Genomic DNA, 15,642 nt, shown 5'->3' with positions numbered 1-15,642 from the left:
CAGAATTAAACATAAATACAGTCATACGACCCTTGAGCCTCATGCATGAAAAGGGCGCGTTATGCACCATGAATTTCCGCTACTAGAGGCCCAGCAGGAAATCCACGAGCTGATCGCCGCCGGAGCGCCACTCACCACAACGCTGGTCGCGCTAATTGAATAGGCAAAATTGATGCTGCCTGACGCGCTGGTTTACATTATGCGCTTCGATCCGGCGCACACTTTCTGAGTGGCACCGCTCCCTGTTTGTGAATCACCCTGATGGCGTTTATGAATTTGACCTTAACGGACACTTTCAACGCTGCAATAAAGCACTTGAAAGTATCACAAGATACCCAGCATCTCATTTAATAGGGGTACATTTTAACCCGTTTATTGCTCACTCCTTTCAATAACCTACCCAGCAACAGCAAGAAGACCTCACTCGCCGCCACTGTGACCTACTCCAAGGGTACCTATTCGCACGCCCCATGCCCTTAGAAGAACTAAAGCGCCTGCCCGACTATTTACCCGTCGCCCTAACAACTAACAACTAACAACTAATCCAAACGAGCTCGTATCCACTCAATAAAAACGCGCAGCTTATAAACGTCGACCATATGCTCTGGGTAGGCCATGTAGTAAGCATCCTGGCTTTTAAGCGAGAACTGCCAAGGAATGATTAACTTCCCCTCATCAAGCTCTTCCTGAGCAAGGAATTTTGGCACTAGGGCGACGCCACAGCCCGCGCGGGCCGACCTTAACGCCATATAGAACGTATCGAATCTTGGGCCATGGTAGCTGTGCTCCGTATAGAGGTCTTGTGCTTCAAACCAGTCATGCCACCCTTCGGGCCGAGTAGAAACCTGTAACAACACCATGTCTGTTAAGTCTAATGGGTCGCGAACGGTTGTTTGCTCCATGGCGGAAGGCGCGCAGACAGGCACCACCTCTTCATCCAGCAACTTTATACACTCAGCCCGCGGCCATACACCATGGCCAAAAAAGAACGCCGCCTCTATGCGCTCTTTTTGCATATCAAACGGTTCGGTACGGTTAGAAATATTGAGATTAATATTGGGATGTTTAAAGCGGAACCCGTTGAGTCTGGGGATAAGCCACCGTGCCCCAAAGGTGGGCAACGTGGCGATATTCAGCACATCTGCCTCTACGCCATAAGACTGCATATAACGCGTGGACATTTCGACCTGGGCTAATATTTTACGCGCCTCGCCGAGATAGACCGCCCCCTCTGGCGTCAGGTGCAGGCGCTTTCTCACCCGCCTGAATAACGGATGTTGCAGCGTTACTTCCAATTGTGACACCTGCTTACTCACCGCACTTTGCGTCAGACTCAGTTCATCCGCAGCCCGCGTAAAACTGAGATGTCTCGCCGCTGCCTCAAAACAGTTCAGGCTGGTCAAAGAAGGTAAGTTTCGACGACGCATGGCAATCCCACTTGGTGAAATTAAGGAATGATGTTTTTCACAAACATCGTTTGATGAGCCACCGCAAGCTTGGCAATACTGGCCCTGTAACCAATTTACTCACAACTCAATATTTGGTGAAGCAATGATTCATTCCCTGATGGAAAAAATGGGCGTCGCAAAAGAACAGTATCAAGGCGGCGACCTGATTGTTACAACGCCGATTGATGGTAGCGAAATTGGTCGTCTTACAACGGCCTCTAGCAGCGACGTTGAAACAGCTATCGCGAACTCAGAAAAAGCCTTCCAGGCCTGGAAAAGCGTGCCAGCCCCCCGTCGTGGTGAATTGGTGCGCCTTTTTGGCGATCAACTGCGCCAGCACAAGGAATCTCTCGGCGAGCTGGTCACCTGGGAGTGCGGCAAGATTCTCCAGGAAGGGCTTGGCGAAGTTCAGGAAATGATCGACATTTGCGACCTTGCCGTTGGTCAATCTCGCCAGCTTTTTGGACTGACCATCGCTTCCGAGCGCCCTGGTCACCACATGCGTGAAAGCTGGCACCCGTTAGGCCCGATTGGCCTAATTACGGCATTTAACTTTCCCGTTGCCCCTTGGGCATGGAATTCAGCCTTAGCGCTGGTATGCGGCAATAGCTTGCTGTGGAAACCTTCAGAAAAAACACCGTTAACAGCGCTGGCATGCCAAGCACTGTTAGAGCGTGCCATTGAAGAGTTCGGCGATGAGGCACCCAAGCACCTGAGCCAGGTGATAATTGGTGAGCGTGCCGCCGGTGAGCAGCTGGTCAATGACACTCGCGTTGCGCTGATCAGCGCTACCGGAAGCACCCGCATGGGTCGCGAAGTAGGCCCACAAGTGGCAGCACGCTTCGGCCGCAGCATTCTTGAGCTGGGTGGCAACAATGCCATGATCTTAGCGCCAAGTGCAGACCTTGATATGGCGACTCGCGCCATCCTTTTCTCTGCGGTAGGTACGGCTGGGCAACGCTGCACGACACTGCGTCGCTTAGTCGTTCATGAATCCATTAAAGACGAAATCTTAGCGCGTCTGAAGAAGTCGTATAGCGCGGTGTCCATCGGCAACCCGCTTGAGGGTAATTTGGTTGGCCCGCTAATTGACCATCAAGCCTTTGATGCGATGCAAAGCGTGCTAGCTAAAGCGCGTGAACAAGGTGCGAAGGTGTTCGGTGGCAACCGTGTAGAGATCGCCAACAGCAACGAAGGCTACTACGTCGAGCCTGCCATTGTTGAAGTGACCGAGCAAAACGATCTGGTCAAGCACGAAACCTTTGCGCCCATTCTCTATGTCCTCACCTACAAAGAGCTGGATGAGGCCATTGCTACCAATAATGACGTTCCCCAGGGCCTGTCATCTTGTATTTTCACCACCGATGTTCGCGAAGCCGAAACCTTCATCTCCGCGGTTGGCAGTGACTGCGGCATCGCCAACGTCAACATCGGCCCTAGCGGTGCTGAAATTGGCGGTGCGTTTGGGGGCGAGAAGGAAACCGGCGGCGGTCGAGAGTCTGGCTCCGACGTTTGGAAGAGCTATATGCGTCGCCAAACTAACACCGTGAACTACTCTCGTGAACTCCCACTGGCCCAAGGCATTAAGTTCGACTAACCCTTCCCCTCTATAAGGGCCCTTCCCTGCAGGGCCCTTACTAAAAACATAAAAAAATCAAGGTGATGTATGCGTGACGATGTCCAAATCGGCCCGACGCCGGGCCTCGCGATGGCGCTATTACCGCTGCTGGCCACTACCGCCATTCTAATTCTGCAATTTTTTATCTTCTCTGACTTTACCCCGCATATTCCTTTAGCCTTCGGGATAATGATTTGTGCCCTGTGCGGACGCATCCGTGGCGTACCCTGGCAAAAAATGGAAGCCTCAATGCTTGAGGTGGTTAAGCTGGGGATGCCCGCTATTTTTATTCTATTAGCGGTCGGTATGGTGATTGGCACCTGGATTCTTTCCGGCACCGTTCCCACGCTGATGTATTACGGTTTTCAGCTGGTTTCACCCTCTTACTTCCTTGTCGCGACATGCGTCATTAGTGCTTTGGTATCCCTTGCCACAGGCACATCCTGGGGCACAGTAGGAACACTCGGGCTTGCCCTAATGGGAATCGGGGAAGGGCTGGGCATTCCCATGTATCTAACGGGCGGGGCGCTGGTATCCGGTGCGTTCTTTGGCGATAAAATGTCGCCCTTATCAGAGACTACCAACTTAACCCCTGCCGTATGTGAAACCGATTTATGGAGCCATATACGCAGCATGATGGCCACTACGGTGCCCGCCATGATTGTCGCGCTGGTGCTTTATTTATGGCTCGGCACTAGCTATGGCGGCCAGCTTGAACGAAGTACCGATATTGCAACGTTTCGTCAGGCTCTTGATGACACCTTTACGCTCTCCTGGGTAACGCTGATTCCGCCTTTTGTTGTGATCGGTTTAGCGCTTGCCAAATTCCCACCTTTCCCGACTATTTTCACCGGCGCTGCGATAGGCGGCTTAGTGGCTATCGGCGTTCAGGGCGAAACCGTTCATGCCGTGTTTGATGCCATGCAAAATGGCTTTAGCAGCGATACTGGCAATCCGGCGATTGATGCTCTACTCAGCAGTGGCGGTGTGCTCTCCATGACCTGGGTGGTAACGCTAACGTTCTTCGCGCTGGGCTTTGCTGGCATGTTAGAAGCCTATGGCACCGTTGACGCGATTATTAAGCAGCTCATGCGGCTCATTAAAGGTCGCTTCAGCTTAGTGGCAACAAGCGCCGGCACAACGCTGGCGGTAAGCACTATTATTGGCGATGTTTATACAACGCTGGTGCTGCCCGGTCGCTTGCTGAAAGGCCAGTATCAAGCCATGGGCTATAAGACTTCGACGCTGTCACGCACCATTGAAGACAATGGCACGCTCTCCTCTCCGTTAATTCCCTGGAACATGGGCGGTGGGTTTGTGTCCTCGACGATTGGCGTACCCACGCTAGCATATGCGCCCTTTGCATTTGCTTGCTGGCTATCCCCTTTATTCGGCCTGCTGTGGGCACTAACTGGCCGCTTTATTCCTCGTGAATCCCCCGAGAGCGCGGCTGAAAAATCACCCCATACGCCTCAAACCAACTACTCCTCCCAACCTACTTCATAGCCATACAAGGTCGGCCTATGGCCGACCTGCGCTTCTTTTCAGGAGGTACTATAAGATGCAAACGACCCTCTCCGAGCGCTGCCTTTGGCTGCAAACGAGCGCGGAAGCCCCAGTACACTATCCTGCGTTAGCGAACCAGGAAGAGGCCGAGGTCTGTGTTGTTGGTGGCGGTATTACGGGTCTGTCCACCGCGTTACATTTGGCCGAAAAAGGCATCAAGGTCATCTTGCTGGAGGCGGGAGATATCCCCACGGGGGGTTCAGGCCGCAATGTTGGTCTGGTTAATGCTGGGCTTTGGATTCCACCCGATGACATCGTGGCCGCGCTAGGTGAAGAAACAGGCGAACGCGTTAATACTATTTTGGGCGGCGCGCCAGCAAAAGTCTTCGACATTATTGAGCGCTATGCCATTGAGTGCGATGCAACGCGTACAGGCACCCTGCACCTTGGCCATAACACCAAAGGCTGCCAAGAGCTCACTCGCCGCCACGAGCAGTTACAAAACCGTGGAGCCCCGGTGACCCTATTGGAAGGCGAAGCATGCGAGCGGATGACGGGAACCGCTCAGATACATACCGCGCTGCTTGATAAGCGCGCGGGCACTATCAACCCGTGCGCCTATACACGAGGGCTCGCCCGCGCTACAGCAAACCTAGGGGCCACTCTCTACTGCCAAAGCCCCGTAACAGGCATCGAGCGACAGGAAGACCGCTGGCGGGTGTTAACTCAAAATGGCAGCGTGACCGCGAGCAAAGTCGTCATGGCGACCAATGCGTATACCGAAGACGACTGGAACCAAGTTCGACAACACTTCTTTACCGGCCATTATTATCAACTGGCGTCAGAACCTCTAACTGGCGAAGCCGCCGATGCGATTCTTCCAGAGAAACAAGGCGCTTGGGACACTCGCACGGTACTTAGCAGCATTCGGCGGGACAAGGCAGGCCGCTTACTATTGGGCAGCCTGGGGAAAGGTGAAGGCAAACCACAGGCTTACTTAACCCGTTGGGCCAATACCATAAAAGATCATTACTTCCCTAGGCTCGGCAACGTTCGCTGGGAATACACCTGGACCGGCAAGGTCGCGTTCACACCGGACCACACCTTACGTATTTTTGAACTGGCCCCGGGGATATTGTCAGCCACTGGCTATAACGGACGCGGCATCACTACCGGCACAGTGGTCGGGCAAGGTTTTGCTCATTACATTGCAAACGAGGATGACAGCCTGCTGCCGCTGCCGTTGTCACAGCCCAAACCCATCAAAGCCCGCCCGCTGTGGAGCTGCGCCTATGAGGGTGGTTTCTCGCTGTATCATGCAGGTCAGTGTCTACGAGTGCTGATCTAATCACGGTGTTATTGCTTAACAAAACAAAACGGATACACATAAAAAGCGGCCACTCTTCCCGCAGGCGAAGAGTGGCCGCTGGTGCTCTGCCTAACGTCAATGCATCAGGCGAAAATAAAACCTTCCGCTAAATGTTTCACCTGCATTTCTTCAGAAGTAGCGAAATAGGTCATCACATCACCATGATCAACCGTCGGCTCTTCAAGTACATCTGACCAGTACGCAAAGCCATCAGCATCAGGAGCTCTATCAAAGGCGTTGGCATATAGCAGGGTCAGATAGTCATCATCACTGAAGCGACTTCCTTGATCATCGGTAAACTCTTCCGATTCGATGAAGAAATCAGCAATATCAAACATACTCACACCGTTTTCACGCACACCTGACCAGTAATTTAGTCCTGTAGCATCCGCCTCTCGATCAAACGCGACTTTATATAATGCTTGAAGCACTGAGATCTCGACCGTATCCGTGACATCGCCCAGTTCAACAGAAACTGTCGCTGTGCTTGATGCTCCCTGCGAGTCCTCAATCGAGTATTCAAAGATATCGCTGACGCGGTCTACCTCTTGTGAAGGCACAAAAGCCCCTCTCTGGTCGTAGAGGAAATCACCATTTTCCTGAACGGTGAGAGTCGCACCAGATGACAAAACAAGCGCGGTATCAAAAAGAACCTCTTGACCATCAATATCAGTGATTGAGAAGTCATCACCATCAACCTCCTGGTCAATGCCGTTGCCATTGTCTTCCAACAGGTTCCCACGCAGTAACCAACCAAACCGGCTCGAAAATTCATCGTCACGTGCAATAGGTGCGCTGTTTACCCCTCCATCATCGACATCCGGTATAGGCTCTGGATCCTCGGGGGTTTCTGGTAAGCGGAATCCAATGGCACCAGGGTCAACAATAACGCCGTTAGCGGCGCCATCAGAATCAAACTCACCGCCATCCTCAATGACAAAATCAAAGCGTAATTTATTACCTTCATTTGTCAGACTACCGCCAAAGGCTGCACTAGCCAGATTTACCCAGTCTCCAGCCGCGTTCTGCTTCCAGTAACCATTGGCCTCAACATCATCGGCGACGAACAGAGAAAACACATTAGACCCACCAACGGTTTCTATATCCGCTTCAAAAGCGATTAAACCAAATGGCATATCAAGGTCATCTGGTCGGTCATTCGGCGCATCCAACTGTCGCACATTACGCAACGTTAGTAAGTCATCATCGCTCTCGGCGTCACGGCTGCCGTTCGACGTCAGCGTGATAAACGCTTCAGGGGCATCTTCGGGATTAGAGACAGCCGTCGGCGTCAATAAAAACGGTGTAGAACTGACATTGCTTTGCTCGGCGTCAGAAATGCCGTCGCCGTTGCCATCACCGGTAGTGCTTCCATCTAGCGATGGTACGCGATTTTCATCTTCATTCGAAATGCCGTCATTATCGCTATCAGGATTAGCACTAATAGCAGACGTTGGCATCGATGTAATAGTTTCGGCCGTGCCCTGCTGATCGGTATAGCTGGCACGCACGCTGATAGCAGTGCTCACATCCGCTTGGGTCAGGGTGTAAGTTTCACCCGTCGCATCAGTGATTTCATTACCATCGCGCAGCCAGTGGTAAGTTACTGTGCCCAGGCCGTCTTCATCGGCTAAGGTGTTAGACGCCGTCAGTGTCTGATCTTCTACTGCATCGCCTGTGATCGTGACGTTGCCAGTGGGCGCATCGTTGACGTTGGCCACGCTATCCGTGGCAGCGGATGTGAGCGCTTCGGCCGTGCCCTGCCCATCGGTGTAGCTGACCTCAACGGTGATTGCCTTACCCACTTCAGCCTGAGTCAGGGTGTAGGTGTTGCTGGTGGCACCCGTGATGGTGGTGCCATCGGCCTTCCAGGCGTAGCTGAAAGTGCCCAGACCATCCTCGTCGACTAGAGCGCTGGTGTCGGCCGTGAGTGTTTCATCCTCAGTCGTGGTGCCAGTAATGATGACGTTGCCCGTCGGCGCATCGTTAACGTTGGCCACGCTATCTGTCGAAGCAGACGTCACCGCTTCCGCCGTGCCCTGCTGGTCGGTGTAGCTGGCGCGAACGCTGATAGCAGCGCCCACATCCGCTTGGGTTAGCGTATAAGTGGTGTCAGTCGCATCAGCGATTTCATTACCATCCCGTAGCCACTGGTAGGTCACCGTGCCCAGGCCGTCTTCATCAGCCAGCGTATTAGAGGCGGTCAGTGTCTGATCTTCTACCGCATCGCCGGTAATGATGACATCGCCCGTCGGTGCATCGTTGACGTTGGCCACGCTATCCGTGGCAGCAGACGTCACCGCTTCGGCCGTGTTCGGTGCCATCGCGCAGCCACTGGTAGGTCACTGCGCCCAGGCCGTCTTCATCTGCCAGGGTGTTAGAGACGGTCAGAGTTTGATCTTCTACCGCATCGCCGGTAATGATAACGTTGCCCGTCGGCGCATCGTTAACGTTGGCCACGCTATCCGTGGCGCCAGATGTCACCGTTTCGGCAGTGCCCTGCTGATCGGTGTAGCTGGCACGAACGCTGATGGCAGCGCCCACATCCGCTTGCGTCAGGGTGTAGGTTTCGCCGGTGGTGGCGGCGATTTCATTACCATCGCGTAGCCACTGGTAAGTCACCGCCCCCAGGCCGTCTTCGTCAGCTAGGGTGTTGGAGGCGGTTAAAGTCGCGTCTTCTACCGCATCGCCGCTGATGGCCACACTGCCAGTGGGCAAGTCGTTAACATTGGCAACGCTATCCGTGGCAGCGGATGTGACCGCTTCAGCTGTACCCTGATCATCGGTGTAGCTGACTTCAACGGTGATTGCCTTGCCCACTTCAGCCTGAGTCAAGGTGTAGGTGCTGCTGGTGGCACCTGTGATGGCAGTGTCATCGGCCTTCCAAACGTAGCTGAAAGCGCCCAGACCATCCTCATCGGCCAGAGCGCTGGTGTCGGCCGTGAGCGTTTCATCTTCGATCGCATCGCCGGTAATGATGACATCGCCAGTGGGGGCATCGTTGACGTTGGCAACACTATCCGTGGCAGCGGACATCACCGCTTCGGCCGTGCCCTGATCATCGGTGTAGCTGGCGCGAACGCTGATGGCAGCGCCCACATCGGCTTGCGTCAGGGTGTAGGTTTCGCCGGAGGCATCGGTGATCTCCGTGCCATCCCGCAGCCACTGGTAGGTCACCGTGCCCAGGCCGTCTTCATCCGCCAGGGTGTTAGAGACGGTCAGTGTCTGATCTTCTACCGCATCTCCGCTGATTGTAACGACACCTATCGGTGCATCGTTGACGTTGGCCACGCTCTCCGTCGCGCCAGATGTCACCGTTTCAGCCGTGCCCTGCTGGTCGGTGTAGCCAGCGCGAACGCTGATCTCAGCACCCACATCGGCTTGCGTCAGGGTGTAGGTTTCGCCGGTGGTATCGGTAATCTCAACGCCATCGCGCAGCCACTGGTAGGTTACCGTGCCCAGGCCGTCTTCATCGGCCAGGGTGTTAGAGGCGGTCAGTGTCTGATCTTCTACCGCATCGCCGCTGATGGCCACGCCACCCGTCGGTGCATCATTGACGTTGGCCACGCTATCCGTGGCAGCGGATGTGAGCGCTTCGGCCGTGCCCTGCTGATCGGTATAGCTGGCACGGACGCTAATGGCAGCACCCACATCGGCTTGCGTCAGGGTATAGGTTTCGCCGGAGGCATCGGTGATCTCGTTGCCATCGCGCGCTGGTGTCGGCTGTGAGCGTTTCATCTTCGATCGCATCGCCGCTGATTGCCACGCCACCCGTCGGTGCATCATTGACGTTGGCGACGCTACCCGTGGCAGCAGATGTCACGGCTTCGGCGGTGCCCTGCCCGTCGGTGTAGCTGACTTCAACGGTGATTGCCTTGCCCACTTCAGCCTGAGTCAAGGTGTAGGTGCTGCTGGTGGCACCTGTGATGGCAGTGTCATCGGCCTTCCAAACGTAGCTGAAAGCGCCCAGGCCATCCTCATCGGCCAGAGCGCTGGTGTCGGCCGTGAGCGTTTCATCTTCGATCGCATCGCCGGTAATGATGACATCGCCAGCGGGGGCATCGTTGACGTTGGCCACGCTATCCGTGGCAGCGGATGTGACCGTTTCAGCGGTACCCTGATCATCGCTATAGCTGACTTCAACGGTGATTGCCTTACCCACTTCAGCCTGAGTCAAGGTGTAGGTGCTGCTGGTGGCACCTGTGATGGCAGTGTCATCGGCCTTCCAAACGTAGCTGAAAGCGCCCAGACCATCCTCATCGGCCAGAGCGCTGGTGTCGGCTGTGAGTGTTTCATCTTCGATCGCATCGCCGCTGATTGCCACGCCACCCATCGGTGCATCGTTGACGTTGGCGACGCTACCCGTTGCGGCAGATGTGACCGCTTCGGCGGTGCCCTGATCATCAGTGTAGCTGGCGCGAACGCTGATGGCAGCACCCACATCGGCTTGGGTCAGGGTGTAGGTTGCGCCGGTGGCGGCGATGATTTCATTACCATCGCGTAGCCACTGGTAGGTCACCATGCCCAGGCCGTTTTCGTCCGCCAGGGTGTTGGAGGCAGTTAAAGTCGCGTCTTCTACCGCATCGCCTGTGATGGTGACGTCACCAGTAGGCAAGTCGTTAACGTTAATTGTCGACGTGGCAATAGCAGAGTCAGCCTCTCCATCAGAGGCTCTCAGCGTCAGCGTTGTACCACTTCCTTCGTCTTCCGGCTTATATTGAATATTGGAGACTGTATCCAGATAAGTGTTAATAGCATCAGGTGTTCCCTCGAGCGTCAGGGTGTTGGTATCTGAGCCACTCACAACAACACCTGTATCAGAACTTGCAGCCAATGTTCCCGAAGGAGTGCTTATCTCAAGTGTAATTTCATCACTATCAATGTCTGCCAGACTGACGGCAGATAAATCAAGGTCAGATATCGAGCCAATAGCGACCGTTATACTAGCCGGCACTCCAGTTAGCGTCGGAGGGTTATTGACGCTGATCGTTATAGAGGCAGTATCGTCTGCCGTACTATCCTCATCTTCGTCATCAACAGCAACTGTCAGAGAGTAACTATTGTTGTTCAGCTGACTGTCATCGGCAACAGTAATCTGACCGTTACTATCAATGGCAAAAGCGCCGCTTTCATTGCCAGAGGTAATGCTGAATGTTAGTCCGTTAGTATCTCCACTAGGGGTAACCGTTCCAATCACGGTGCCGTTTACGCTATTTTTATTTACAGAGAAACTGTTGTTGCCAATGATCGGATCGACATCGGTAATATTGAACTCCAACGTTTGACTATCACTACCGCCATTGCCATCAGCGGTTTGAATAAAGAGTGACGCTGCATTATTTCCAGAAACATTAGCCGTTGGAGTAAAGGTCAGGCTATTGAGAGCAGTGTTAACATCATTGAGATCACCACTAAAAGTAACAAAGCCAGAATTATATTCTCCAGAAACTTTGGTAAGACCATTAATGTTAGCAAGATTAATCGTACCATCAGTTGCTGTCAGAGTTACCGTCTGATTGTCGGCATTCCCATCAGTGATCGAAAGCCCTGAAACTGCATTAGCGCTGGTATTTTCGTCAAAAACCAATGATGAGGGCAAAATAATGGCAGGGGCTTCGTTTGATACTTCGCCCTCAGGAATCACTTCAGACTGTCGAAGCAGCCAAGTATCATAATCACCATTCCCGCTATCATCATCATTAACTAACCAAGAAAGGTTACCATCAACATCAACGAAAGATGTAATATACCCATACTCTGCTTGAGTTGTAGGAATAGTGGAGGAAAGGTCTTCAATGAAATTTCCATCAAAGTCATAACTTACCAGATAACGTTCTATTGTTGTTGGGTCAGTATTGTAGTCAACGTAGCTATAACTAACCACCAGCCTATCATCAAGAATCACTGGCTTAGAAAAATCCCCCCAGGAATTCATACCGCCAATAACCGTATCACTTGAGAGTAACGCATTACCACTATCATCGTATATCTGGTAACGAACATCTCGAGTACTGCTATCTCCTGTTGCCCCCTTAAAAAGCACAAGATAATTACCATTAGGAAGCGTCTCCACATATTGCGACGCATTTCCTTTCGCAATACTATCGCCTATAGAGAATCGATTACTCCCATTAACTTGAGTAGGCATAGAGGCATCATTATCGAACAGCATCCCTAGATAATTATTATAATCATAAGCATCCCAAGTGATGATAAATCCAGTATCATTTGCAGCGATATTATGCTGATATTGTGAACCACTTACCCCAGCAAGGTTGGTTACTGACAATTGCTCATTATCAACTGGCGTACCATCCACCTCAAACCTGCGCATGGCATAATCAGATCCACCCGTCGCCCAAACAAATGCCAGGTTACCATTTGACAACTCAGCAACTTCTGTAAAGCGATTCAAGGAACCTGCTTCAGAATTTATTTTAGTAGCGCCGACTACTTCCTGACCAGTGCCATCAATGATTTTAAAATATGTATCGGTAAAACCTGTGCCGCTAGAGCCACTGTACCAAGTAACCAGAATATTCCCATCTGAAAGGCCTTTGAAAATAACGCTATCAGAATTGTCATCAGTGCGTGGATTAAGAACAGGCAATGGTACTGTACTGACTGAACCATCAGGAGAAACTGAAATTATTCTGAAATCACTACCAACGAAATAGCTGACATAGAGTTGGCCGTTAACACGCTCTACACTGTACACATAACTGTCAACAGAGGGATCAGTTTCTACATTATATCGAGTATCGCCAATTTGCATAAAAGCCTCGCTTTATAAGTTAGTTATGGCACGAGATTCGAGCGCGAATGGTCCCGTCAGTGCAGGTTGGTAAAATAAAGTCGGTTTCATCCAGGAGTCGGGGTTCAGTATCAGAATGGCCTTGCAAGCCAATGCTAAATACATTGCCCTCAAACGGCACTTCGGCGCGAGAATGCGGCTCCTGATGCAGGAAAACCGCCTGAAGCTTGGAGCCTGAGCAGGGCACCCCAGAAATAGCGCGATAGCTCATGATGCCCCCCTTGCCACGCCGAGGTGAAGAAACACCTGAAAATGTTTCATTTAGTTAATTAAAAGTATCAAAGCCCAACCTTCAGCGCCATTCATTAATATGAGAAAACACAAAATAAAGTGATGGCAATTCACCAAATTTATAGCCAAAAAGCATTAACAATCTAACTAAGCAATTATTATAATTAGCTTTATTTTATCTTCAGCTATGCGCATCAGCGCATTACAGCGTGAACGAAAAGCAACCTGTTTGGAGGGGCACTGCACTATTCCTGGTTTGCAGGCACTTCATCACTTATTTCTAAACAACAAGCTTACATGCACAAACTTAATATATTAGCTATATGTAAAATATGAATATATAAAAAAGCCTGCGAAAAATCGCAGGCTTTTTGTGATGCATACTGGTTCGCCCAGTTAGGCGTTATTTATAGTCTATTCAAGACTTTATGTTTTGAAGCGTTTTCACGTTCTGCGTAAAGCGACAACTCATCGGTCACCTGGGCACCCAAGGCTTCTTCAAAGGCGTCGCGATTGGCATTCCCGGCATAGGCTTCGCTCTCTGCACCACCTAGGTTCGACTGGAAAATACCCGCCGCGCTGACCGGCAGAAAATCTTCATAGGTAATCGGCTGTGCTTCCACCAGTCCCAGGGCGATTAACGCCTCAATATCGGTATTGCCGACGTCTTTAGCGGCTTGACCTTTTTCGGTCAGATGATACTGAAAATACGCTAGCCCCTCACGGCGCATGGCCTCGTCATTATCAGGGAACTGGGCAAAGACGTTTTGCATAACCGTTTGGTGGGCGTCGTTATCTAACCCTGCGGTTTGCTTGCGGCCTTCAGTAAGCAACTGGTCATAAAGCGCACGGCCTTTTGGTGTTAGCGCCACACCACGCTGCTCAATTTCGCCAAAGCGAGCGGTGTGAGTACCTTGCGCGTCGCCGGCAAAGCGGATTGATTCTTCCAATGCTTTAAAGCTGGTCTGGCGCAGCAGAATGGGGCATTCACGACGTGGCGGCCCTTCAATGACGGCTTTGGGATTCATACCCATCTCCGGCATGCGGCGCTGTACTTCGTCGATATCCAGGGTGCGTGGCGTCAGGTGATTAATATGCGGCCCACGGAAGCACACCACATCGGCAATCAAACGGTGCTCATCATGTAGCGCCTGGTAAGTCTCCAGATCGACCGTCGCATCCTGGTGCCAACGGAAGGTTTCCAGAGCTTCTTTGACGAACTGGTCGGCTTCTTCGCTGGTTAACCCACCCTGGGTTTCATGACGCTCAATAAGCTCGCGCGCCCCTGGGGTAAAGATATCGCGCTTAGCCAGAATTTCTTCCGAACGCTGGCGCAGCGCTTCGCTTTCAATAAGCTCTAAACGCAGCAGCGAGGTAAAAACACGGAAAGGGTTCATCGCCAGCGCATCATCGTCGATAGGCCGGAAGGCGGTTGAGTGAACCGGTACGCCCGCTTCTGAAAGGTCGTAATAGCCCACCGGATACATACCCATCACAGCAAACAGGCGGCGCAGCATGGCAAGCTCTGTAGCGGTTCCCACGCGAATAGCCCCGTGGCGTTCTACGCTCAAACGGGCCAATTCACCCTGCGCTTCCAGGCGGCGATGCAGTTCAGGCTGTTGACTAAGTGTTTCTTGGTTAACGCGCTCGACAAGTTCAAGCAGCGTGCCGTACTGCGGCACTTCGGCTTGATACATGGCCGACATTGCCTTAGAGAAACGGTCACGCACTTCATTGGTTGAAAGAAGGCTCGGTTGAGTCATTTCATTGCTCTCTCTTGCATATTGTTGGGATAAGGATGAGATACCGACCTCAATTGCGCCAATAGCGCCTGAAGCGGGTGTGGCAAAGTTTGCGCTGAGTAGCGTTTCACCTGGCTGCGGCAGGAGTAGCCTGTTGCTAGCAGCTTGCCTGTGTTTTGCTCGGCTTCCACCTGAGGCTGCCAGGATTGGGCATAAATGGTTTTCGAGGTTGCGACATTACGGGTTTCATGGCCGTAGGTGCCGGACATACCGCAGCAGCCGGTCGCCATCAGCTCAAGCTCTAAACCAAATGCCGCAAACACCTGCTGCCAGGCTTTGGGGCTGCCTGGGGCGTTGGTCTTTTCGGTGCAGTGGGAAAGCAGCTTAAAGCCAGGATCGGTTAGGTTCAGCTGGCGAGGCGCTAGCGTGTTAATACGGGTGGCCAGCCACTCTTGCAGCATCAGCACGTTGGGTACTTGTTCACGGCCCAGGGCTTTGACGTACTCTTGGCGATAGGTCAGCGTCATCGCCGGGTCGATCCCCACCATGGGTACGTCGAACTCTGCCAGTGCCCGCAGGCGCTTGGCCTGTTTTTCCGCCGTGCGCTCAAAGGCGCCTAAAAAGCCCTGCACTTGCAGCGGTTTGCCGTTGGCAGAAAATGGCATCACAAACACCCGCAGGTTGAGCCGCGACAGTAGTTCCACCACATCCATCACCAGCTTGGCTTCAAAGTGGCTGGTGAACGCGTCCTGGACAATTATCACGCTGTTGGCACGCTGCTGCTCAGTCAGCAGCGCAAGCGAGGTGGGCGTGGCTTCGGCAACGCCCCAAGCCCTTATCTGTTTCTTTACGCTGGCGCGGGAAAGCTGCGGGGAGTCGCTCATTCCCAGCCCTTGACGCATTAGGCTATCGAC

At 52.6% G+C, this 15,642-nt stretch carries 11 protein-coding genes; 4 read left to right on the top strand and 7 right to left on the bottom strand.

The features are described 5' to 3' along the window. Positions 1 to 248 precede the first annotated feature (248 nt). Positions 249 to 395: a PAS domain-containing protein gene (locus INT19_RS13810; protein ID WP_254281452.1), complete on the top strand. Its 147-nt coding sequence runs from the start codon at positions 249 to 251 to the stop codon at positions 393 to 395. Between the two features lie 144 nt (positions 396 to 539). On the opposite strand, the gene INT19_RS13805 is transcribed toward INT19_RS13810, so the two are convergent. Next, entirely contained in the window at positions 540 to 1,427 is an 888-nt protein-coding gene (locus INT19_RS13805; RefSeq protein ID WP_038478998.1) for a LysR family transcriptional regulator, read from the bottom strand. A gap of 124 nt (positions 1,428 to 1,551) precedes the next feature. On the opposite strand from INT19_RS13805, the gene amaB reads away from it, so the two are divergent. The 3 genes from amaB to amaA all read left to right on the top strand — a co-directional run bounded on the left by amaB (position 1,552) and on the right by amaA (position 5,920). Continuing rightward, positions 1,552 to 3,045: an L-piperidine-6-carboxylate dehydrogenase gene (gene amaB, locus INT19_RS13800; RefSeq protein ID WP_193061195.1), complete on the top strand. Its 1,494-nt coding sequence runs from the start codon at positions 1,552 to 1,554 to the stop codon at positions 3,043 to 3,045. A gap of 69 nt (positions 3,046 to 3,114) precedes the next feature. Beyond that, complete coding sequence (nhaC, locus tag INT19_RS13795) at positions 3,115 to 4,572, top strand: Na+/H+ antiporter NhaC (protein WP_193061194.1); 1,458 nt, start codon at positions 3,115 to 3,117, stop codon at positions 4,570 to 4,572. 55 nt (positions 4,573 to 4,627) lie between these two features. Next, positions 4,628 to 5,920 (top strand): L-pipecolate oxidase, encoded by a 1,293-nt coding sequence (amaA, locus tag INT19_RS13790; protein ID WP_193061193.1) that lies wholly within the window; start codon positions 4,628 to 4,630, stop codon positions 5,918 to 5,920. A 104-nt stretch (positions 5,921 to 6,024) separates the two neighbouring features. On the opposite strand, the gene INT19_RS13785 is transcribed toward amaA, so the two are convergent. The 6 genes from INT19_RS13785 to INT19_RS13760 all read right to left on the bottom strand — a co-directional run. Further along, positions 6,025 to 8,265, bottom strand: a complete 2,241-nt coding sequence (locus INT19_RS13785) for a DUF4214 domain-containing protein (RefSeq protein ID WP_193061192.1) — start codon at positions 8,263 to 8,265, stop codon at positions 6,025 to 6,027. Then, entirely contained in the window at positions 8,219 to 9,679 is a 1,461-nt protein-coding gene (locus INT19_RS13780) for a hypothetical protein (protein ID WP_193061191.1), read from the bottom strand. The genes INT19_RS13785 and INT19_RS13780 overlap by 47 nt, the downstream gene beginning before the upstream one ends. Continuing rightward, the gene (locus tag INT19_RS13775; RefSeq protein WP_193061190.1) at positions 9,576 to 12,716 is read right to left on the bottom strand and encodes a cadherin repeat domain-containing protein; all 3,141 of its coding nucleotides are present in this window, start codon (positions 12,714 to 12,716) and stop codon (positions 9,576 to 9,578) included. Before INT19_RS13775 ends, INT19_RS13780 begins: the two co-directional genes overlap by 104 nt. A gap of 19 nt (positions 12,717 to 12,735) precedes the next feature. Then, the gene (locus tag INT19_RS13770; protein ID WP_193061189.1) at positions 12,736 to 12,966 is read right to left on the bottom strand and encodes a hypothetical protein; all 231 of its coding nucleotides are present in this window, start codon (positions 12,964 to 12,966) and stop codon (positions 12,736 to 12,738) included. Between the two features lie 427 nt (positions 12,967 to 13,393). After that, complete coding sequence (gene hglS, locus INT19_RS13765) at positions 13,394 to 14,749, bottom strand: 2-oxoadipate dioxygenase/decarboxylase HglS (RefSeq protein ID WP_193061188.1); 1,356 nt, start codon at positions 14,747 to 14,749, stop codon at positions 13,394 to 13,396. Then, positions 14,746 to 15,642, bottom strand: an 897-nt coding sequence (locus INT19_RS13760; protein ID WP_193061187.1) for a (Fe-S)-binding protein, incomplete at its 5' end; no start/stop codon positions are given. The genes INT19_RS13760 and hglS, both read right to left, overlap by 4 nt.

Source organism: Halomonas sp. 3A7M, assembly GCF_014897875.1.
Classification (GTDB): Bacteria; Pseudomonadota; Gammaproteobacteria; order Pseudomonadales; family Halomonadaceae; genus Vreelandella.
This window is presented reverse-complemented; position numbering and strand designations above follow the sequence as displayed.

Coding starts and splice junctions, on each gene's coding strand:
- INT19_RS13805 (WP_038478998.1), bottom strand. CDS start 1,427: ATGCGTCGTCGAAACTTACCTTCTTTGACCAGCCTGAACTGTTTTGAG.
- amaB (WP_193061195.1), top strand. CDS start 1,552: ATGATTCATTCCCTGATGGAAAAAATGGGCGTCGCAAAAGAACAGTAT.
- nhaC (WP_193061194.1), top strand. CDS start 3,115: ATGCGTGACGATGTCCAAATCGGCCCGACGCCGGGCCTCGCGATGGCG.
- amaA (WP_193061193.1), top strand. CDS start 4,628: ATGCAAACGACCCTCTCCGAGCGCTGCCTTTGGCTGCAAACGAGCGCG.
- INT19_RS13785 (WP_193061192.1), bottom strand. CDS start 8,265: ATGGCACCGAACACGGCCGAAGCGGTGACGTCTGCTGCCACGGATAGC.
- INT19_RS13780 (WP_193061191.1), bottom strand. CDS start 9,679: ATGAAACGCTCACAGCCGACACCAGCGCGCGATGGCAACGAGATCACC.
- INT19_RS13775 (WP_193061190.1), bottom strand. CDS start 12,716: ATGCAAATTGGCGATACTCGATATAATGTAGAAACTGATCCCTCTGTT.
- INT19_RS13770 (WP_193061189.1), bottom strand. CDS start 12,966: ATGAGCTATCGCGCTATTTCTGGGGTGCCCTGCTCAGGCTCCAAGCTT.
- hglS (WP_193061188.1), bottom strand. CDS start 14,749: ATGACTCAACCGAGCCTTCTTTCAACCAATGAAGTGCGTGACCGTTTC.